The following is a 7,397-nucleotide window of genomic DNA, read 5'->3' on the forward strand; positions in this document are numbered from 1 at the left end:
AAGATCGTAATCGCTAATACTAACAAGAAGCACAAGCTTACAGATTCTCAGTACAATGCTAGACGCAGCATGTGCGAGGAAGCTCTTGCTATCCTTCAGAAGACAGTAGATATCAAGGGACTTGGCGATCTTTCTATTGAAGAGTTCGAGGCTCACAAGGACGCACTCACAGATCCTGATATGCAGAAGAAGGCTAAGCACGCTGTATATGAGAACCAGCGTACTATCGAGGCCGTTAAAGCTCTTAAGGCTGGCGACATCGAGCACTTTGGTGAGCTTATGAGACAGTCACATGAGTCACTTCGTGATGACTATGACGTAACAGGCGTTGAGCTTGATACACTTGCTGAAGAGGCTTGGAAGATTCCTGGAGTTATCGGCTCACGTATGACAGGCGGCGGCTTTGGTGGCTGCACTGTTTCTATCGTTAAGGATGAGGCTGTTGAGAACTTCAAGAAGACAGTTGGCGAGAACTATCGCAACAAGATCGGTTACGATGCTACATTCTACACAGTTGAGATCGGTGGAGGCCCACAGGTCATCTGATAATTTGTAGAAATATTGATTATGAGAGAGTAGGAGTTTTATAGATATGGCAGATATTAATGTAGCAGTTAAAAAGCTTGCAGCTTATGGACTTGCAACAGGACTTATAGAAAAAGAGGACATCATCTATACAGTTAATTCTATCCTGATCGTACTTGGTCTTGATAATACTGATGCAGAGATAGCAGAAATAGAGAAGCTTTCTGCAGAGGTTCCAACAGATGAGGCTGAACTTGGATGCTACCTTGAAAAAGTTCTAGGTGAGCTTGACGACTACGCAGCAGCTACCGGACTTATAGAGAATGACAGCGTAGTATACAGAGATCTTTTTGACACCAAGCTTATGGGTCTTATGGTAGAAAGACCTAGCGCTATTATCAAAAAGTTCAATGCCAAGTATAAAGAGAGCCCTGAGGCTGCTACATATTACTACTATAACCTGTCCAAGAATAGTGATTATATCCGCAGATATCGTATTTCCAAGGATATGAAGTGGATCGCTCCTACAGAGTATGGTGATCTTGATATCACAATCAACCTCTCCAAGCCAGAGAAGGATCCCAAGGCTATTGCAGCAGCCAGAAATGCCAAGCAGAGTGGCTACCCTAAGTGCCAGCTGTGTTGGGAGAATGAAGGCTATTCAGGAAGAGTAGATCATCCAGCAAGAGAGAATCACAGAATCATCCCTGTTACTATTCAGGATACTAAGTGGGGATTCCAGTATTCTCCATATGTTTACTATAACGAGCACTGCATTGTGTTCAATTCTCAGCATATTCCTATGAAGATTGAACATAATACTTTCTGCAAGCTCTTTGATTTTGTTAAGGCATTCCCTCACTACTTCGTAGGTTCTAATGCAGACCTTCCTATAGTTGGTGGATCAATCCTTAGCCATGATCATTTCCAGGGCGGACATTAGACATTTGCCATGGCGAAGGCTCCGGTTGAGAGAACCTTTACTGTTAAAGGCTTTGAGGACGTTGAGAGCGGAATTGTCAAGTGGCCTATGTCTGTAATCAGACTTTCAGGTGATAACACAGACAGAATCATTGAACTTGCTGACGTTATCCTTAATAAGTGGAGAGGTTACACAGATGAAGCTGCATTTGTATTTGCAGAGACAGATGGAACTCCACACAACACAATTACTCCTATTGCCAGAAAGCGTGGAGATAAGTATGAGCTTGATCTCGTACTGAGAAACAACATCACTACAGAGGAGCATCCTCTTGGTGTTTACCATCCTCATGCTCAGCTTCATCATATCAAGAAAGAGAACATTGGTCTTATCGAGGTTATGGGACTTGCGGTTCTTCCAGCAAGACTTAAGTCAGAGATGGCTCTTCTCAAGGACGCTATCCTCGCTGGAGCAGACCTTAGAGCCGATGAAGTTCTTGAAAAGCACGCTGATTGGGTAGATGAGTTTAGCAAGAAGTACGATGTGATCAATGCAGATAATATCGATGAGATTGTACAGAATGAGATAGGCGAAGTATTCATGCATGTTCTGGAAGATGCAGGCGTTTATAAGAGAACACCTGAGGGACAGGCTGCCTTCGACAGATTTACTCAGTCTCTATAAGATTAAAAAGGGTTTACACTATCGGTTAAGATAATGTAAACCCTTTAGTTATTAGATATTAAGCACCATATTCTTTAGCACCACGTGCTTCATCGATCATATTGAGAATCTGAACGCGGCTAAGAGAATTAAGACCATTGGCGATAGGGATAAGTGCTTCCAGCTTATGATCAATCTCACTCTCAATGAGACCAAGCTTGGTCTTGTACATGTCGATGAGTAGTCTGTAGGTTCCGGATATATCAGTTCTTGTTTTAACGGCAAACTCAAGAACATTGGTGGCATCTTCAAAGCGGCCCTGATTGTAGAGCTCCTGGCCCCATTTCTGGAGTGCAACTACGAGAGATGTATAATTCTGGTCATACTGAGAAAGAACTGTAATATTGGCAGCTCCATACTCGAGCTTGAGATCAGTATTGGTGATTCCGGTGAAGTTTACTATCTTCTCATCCTTAAGTGCGAGAACTTCTTCTTCTGCCTTACGGAGAACTTCGTTGTCTTCATAGGTGTCAAAGGGAAGAAGCTGAACGGGAATATGTATATATTCGAGATTTTCAAGGCTCTTTTTTCTGACACTGTTGGCTTGGCGTTCCTTTTCCCAGAAGTCAGCCTCTTTTTGTTCGACCTTACGGGAGACCCGTCTGGAAGAGACATTAAAGAGAATGATGAGAATTATGAAGCTTGCTAAAAAGGGTAATTTCATCTATAATATCCTTTCAGTTAAGGAGTAATATTCACAATATATTGCATATAATTTATAATAGCACAATCGCTCATAGGGGGCATTATGAAAAAATTCTTGGGAGGAGTTTTTCTCTTCATAGGTGTGCTGTTACTTCTGCCTGGTATTCGGACAAAAGCAGCAGATGGACGAACAATCGCAAATGGCATTTATATCGGAGATATAGATGTTTCTGGAATGACAGTATCAGACGCTACAGCGGCTGTACATTCCTGTTTTGACAAGATGGCTGGCGCAGAGATTACTCTTGATGCCGGTGAAGGCCGTAGACTTCAGATTTACGGCGAGGAACTTGGAATTTCATGGAAGAATCCCCAGATTATCGAGGAAGCATATAGCCTTGGACATAAAGGCAACATTATTCAGAGATACAAAGCTCTCAAGGATCTTGAGAAGGAAGGTCACAGATTCGAGATCGAGTATGGTTTTAGTGATGAACACCTTCAGGAGATAGTTGGAGAAAGATGTAGTTCTTTTAACCAGGATAAGGTCAATTTCGCTCTTAAAAAGACATCCGACGGATTTACAGTAAGTCAGGGACAGACAGGTTATGTGGTTGACGTTGATCAGTCAATTGCTGATATCAAGAACTTTGTACAGAGCGGATGGAACGGCGACAATGCAGTAGTTGCTCTTGCTATCAAAGAGGATGTACCTCTTGGAAGCGCAGAGGATCTTGCCAAGGTCAAGGATGTACTTGGAACCTACACAACAAGCTACAAGACATCAGGCTCATCAAGATCAGCCAATGTAGCTAACGGATGTTCACTCATAAATGGAACAACTCTTTACCCAGGTGAGGAGTTCAATGTTCTTGATACTATCACTCCTTTTACAGAAGCTAATGGCTATTTCCCAGCAGGTTCTTACCTTAATGGAATAGTAGTTGAGAGTATTGGTGGTGGTATCTGCCAGGTTTCTACAACACTTTACAATGCAGTTCTTTTGGCTGAGCTTGAGGTAACAGAGAGACATAACCATTCAATGATCGTTAACTATGTTTCTCCTTCAGCGGACGCTGCTATTGCAGAGTCAGGTGGCAAGAACTTCAGATTTATCAACAATACACAGTATCCTATTTATATTGAAGGATACACATCTTCAGATAAACACATTACATTTACTATTTACGGCGTTGAGACAAGAGATGCCGGCAGGAAAGTGGCTTTCAAGAGCGAGGTACTGGAGACAACACCAGCTTCTGCTGATGAATTCGTAACTGATTCTACACAGGGAATTGGATATGTTGGAACTCAGTCAGCTCATATAGGTTACAAGGCTCAGCTTCGCAAGATTGTAACTGAGAATGGCACAGAGGTTAGCAATGATGTGATCAACAGCAGTACATACAAGATGGTTCCCAAGATCATCACTGTAGGTACAGCAGGTGCTGATGCAACAGCTTTGGCTCAGCTCCAGACAGCGATTGCTACCAAGGATGTTGGAACAGTTAAGGCTGTGGCAGGCGCTCTCAAGGCAGCCAGAGATGCAGCAGGAACTGAGAATGCCGAGGCAGCAGCTCAGGCGGCGGCAGCAGCGGTTGATGCGGCTAATGCACAGATCCAGCAGCAGGCAGCAGCTGAAGATATGGAATCTATCACAACTAATGGATGATTAGGAGCCAGGATGAGATTTGGCAAAATTACTGAGAATGCTTTAAAGAGATCTGTTTTAAAGCAGCTTAGAACAGAATTTAAGAATAAGACAAGCGCAGCTGTAGGGACAGACTGCGCTTTTTCTGAAAGTAAAAGAACCTTTTCCACAATAGTTCCGGTGACTGTGGACGTTCAGGAAGCGGGATTTTATGGCGTAGTTAAGGCCGTAAACGGACTTGTTTCCCAGGGCCTTACTCCGGATCACGTGGAGGTGTCAGTACTTCTCCCTTCTGATGCTGAGGAAGCCACACTTAAGAGAATAGTTAAGGATGCAATTGATGGCGCCAAGCTTTGCGGAGTTGTATATGCCGGAGGTCACACAGAGGTTACTTCTGCCGTTACAAGACCTCTTGTAACAGTGTCAGCTGTGGGCTTTGCAGAGGATGAAAAGGAGTCAGACATTCTTTTTGCTGGCAAGGCAGCGCCTGGTCAGTCACTTGTAATAACCAAGTGGGTGGCCATGGAAGGCACAACTATGCTGGCTTCAGAGAAATACGAGGATCTCACAGGCAGATATCCAGCGCCTTTTATAGATGATGCCAAGAAGCTTCGAGACAGTCTTTTTGTGGGAAAAGAGATGGAGATAGCCATGAAGTCAGGTATCACCGCGGCTCATGACTTATCAGGCGGCGGAGTATTTGCAGGACTTTGGGAGATGGCTGGCCGAGCGGGATGCGGCCTTAAGGTGGATATGAGATGTATCCCTCTTAGGCAGGAAACAGTAGAAATCTGCGAATTCTTTACCCTTAATCCATATCAGCTTCTGTCTGGTGGAGCTCTTTTGCTTGCCACAGAAAATGGAGAAAAGCTGGTATCAGACCTCAAGGAGCAAGGAATTCCAGCAGTAGTGATTGGAGAACTCACTGAAGGCAACGATAAGATAGTTGTTAATGCTGATGAAGTCAGATTCCTTGAATCACCACAGGCAGACGAGATATTGTCAGCCCTTGGATGCTGAACTAGCAGATGTTAAATTCGACATGTTTACATTAGTACAAATGTAAGGCACAATATTGATTAAAAGTTAATGAGTTGAGGAGAATAAAATGGGAACCAGAGAAGAGATACTTAATATTATTGAGAAAAATAGCCGTATCGATATCCATGAGCTTAGCGTACTTATCGGTGCGGAGGAGATTTTGGTAGCTAATGAACTCAAGGCTCTTGAGGAAGAGGGAATCATCTGTGGTTATCACACCATGGTTGACTGGTCCAAGACTAGTCTTGAGAAGGTTAATGCGCTTATCGAAGTTAAGGTTACTCCTACAAGAGGACAGGGCTTTGATAACATCGCAGAGCGTATCTACAAGTATCCTGAGGTAACCAGCGTATACCTTATGAGCGGTGGCTTTGACCTCATGGTTATCCTGGAAGGCAAGACTCTTCAGGAGGTTGCTGGATTTGTTAACAACAAGCTTGCGACACTTGATACAGTCCTTAGTACAGCAACTCATTTTATTCTTAAGAAATATAAGGACCACGGAACAATTCTGACCAAAAAGTATGAGGATACAAGGGAGATTATCACACCATGAGAAACCCATTAGGAAGTAAAGTTGTAGGTATCAAGCCTTCTGGAATCAGAAAGTTTTTTGATATCGTACAGGAGACTGAAGGGGCTATATCTCTTGGTGTTGGTGAGCCAGACTTTGACACACCATGGCACATAAGAGACGAGGGTATCTATTCCCTCGAAAAGGGCCGTACCTTCTACACCTCCAATTCCGGCTTAAAAGAGCTGAGAGAAGAAATTTCTAAATATATCAATAGAACACAGGGCGTTACATATGACCCGATAAAAGAGGTGTTTGTAACTGTCGGTGGATCGGAGGCCATTGACCTTGCCATGAGAGCTATGCTCGATCCAGGAGACGAGGTGCTGATCCCTCAGCCTAGCTACGTTTCCTACGAGCCATGTGCGATCCTGGCTGATGCTGTTCCTGTTATTATTGAGTTAAAAGAGGAAAATGAATTCCGCCTGACAGCGCAGGAGGTTTTGGATAAGGTTACAGATAAGACTAAGATTCTTGTCCTTCCTTTCCCTAACAACCCAACGGGTGCTGTAATGGAAAAAGAGGACCTTGAAGCAATTGCCAAGGTCGTTATAGAAAAAGATCTCTATGTTATCTCCGATGAGATTTATGGAGAGCTTACCTACAAGGGAGAGCACGTTTCAATCGTTTCTCTTCCAGGAATGAAGGAGAGAACAATTCTCATCAACGGTTTCTCCAAGGCTTATGCCATGACAGGTTGGAGGCTTGGATATGCCTGCGGACCAGAAGTCATCATGAAGCAGATGGTCAAGATTCACCAGTATGCTATCATGTGTGCTCCTACAACCAGCCAGTATGCTGCTGTTGAAGCGCTCAGAAATGGTGACGACGATGTTAAGATGATGAAGGAACAGTACAACCACAGGAGAAGATATCTTCTTAATAAGTTCCAGGAACTTGGAGTTCCTTGCTTTGAACCTTATGGTGCGTTCTATGTGTTCCCATGTATCAAGAAGTATGGCATGACTAGTGATGAGTTCTGCACAAGACTCCTCACAGAAGAAAAGCTTGCTGTCGTTCCGGGTACTGCTTTCGGAGACTGCGGTGAAGGATACATTCGTATTTCCTACGCTTACTCACTTGACAACCTCAAGGCAGCCATGGAGAGATTTGAGAGATTTGTATCAAAATTTTAGAGCGAAGAAATAAAAATGCACGGCCAATCCGATTTGATTGAAGCAATCATCGGAGGATTGGACGTGCGTTTTATTTTTATTAATCTACTCTAGTTTCGAAAACATTGGATTCAAAGAACTTATTATAGCCCTGCCAGCCTGGCTCAAGTGCATTTGCGAGAAGCTCTGTGAAGGTCTCCA

The 7,397-nt window shown here is 43.6% G+C and carries 5 protein-coding genes and 2 pseudogenes; 6 read left to right on the plus strand and 1 reads right to left on the minus strand.

The annotated features are described in order from the left end of the window. Nucleotides 1–546 (plus strand): annotated as a pseudogene (locus tag IJI01_RS00055) (galactokinase); the annotation flags it as partial. 46 nt (nt 547–592) lie between these two features. Further along, nucleotides 593–2,131, plus strand: a pseudogene (galT, locus tag IJI01_RS14875) (UDP-glucose--hexose-1-phosphate uridylyltransferase). 58 nt (nt 2,132–2,189) lie between these two features. Here galT and IJI01_RS00065 read toward each other — a convergent pair. Beyond that, nucleotides 2,190–2,834 (minus strand): hypothetical protein, encoded by a 645-nt coding sequence (locus tag IJI01_RS00065; RefSeq protein ID WP_292183952.1) that lies wholly within the window; start codon nt 2,832–2,834, stop codon nt 2,190–2,192. A gap of 84 nt (nt 2,835–2,918) precedes the next feature. Between IJI01_RS00065 and IJI01_RS00070 the strand changes: the two genes are divergently transcribed. The 4 genes from IJI01_RS00070 to IJI01_RS00085 all read left to right on the plus strand — a co-directional run bounded on the left by IJI01_RS00070 (nt 2,919) and on the right by IJI01_RS00085 (nt 7,217). Then, on the plus strand, nt 2,919–4,487 hold the full coding sequence (locus IJI01_RS00070) for a VanW family protein (RefSeq protein WP_292183955.1): 1,569 nt from the start codon (nt 2,919–2,921) through the stop codon (nt 4,485–4,487). A gap of 12 nt (nt 4,488–4,499) precedes the next feature. Then, a complete protein-coding gene (locus IJI01_RS00075; RefSeq protein ID WP_292183957.1) occupies nt 4,500–5,486 on the plus strand; it encodes an AIR synthase-related protein in 987 nt (328 codons plus the stop codon). An 88-nt stretch (nt 5,487–5,574) separates the two neighbouring features. After that, nucleotides 5,575–6,063 carry an Lrp/AsnC family transcriptional regulator gene (locus tag IJI01_RS00080; protein WP_292183960.1) on the plus strand — a complete coding sequence of 163 codons (489 nt, stop codon included), beginning with the start codon at nt 5,575–5,577 and terminating at the stop codon, nt 6,061–6,063. Further along, complete coding sequence (locus IJI01_RS00085) at nt 6,060–7,217, plus strand: aminotransferase class I/II-fold pyridoxal phosphate-dependent enzyme (RefSeq protein ID WP_292183963.1); 1,158 nt, start codon at nt 6,060–6,062, stop codon at nt 7,215–7,217. Before IJI01_RS00080 ends, IJI01_RS00085 begins: the two co-directional genes overlap by 4 nt. The last annotated feature ends 180 nt before the right edge of the window (nt 7,218–7,397 follow it).

Source organism: Butyrivibrio sp. (genome assembly GCF_017433805.1).
Taxonomy (GTDB): domain Bacteria; phylum Bacillota; class Clostridia; order Lachnospirales; family Lachnospiraceae; genus Butyrivibrio.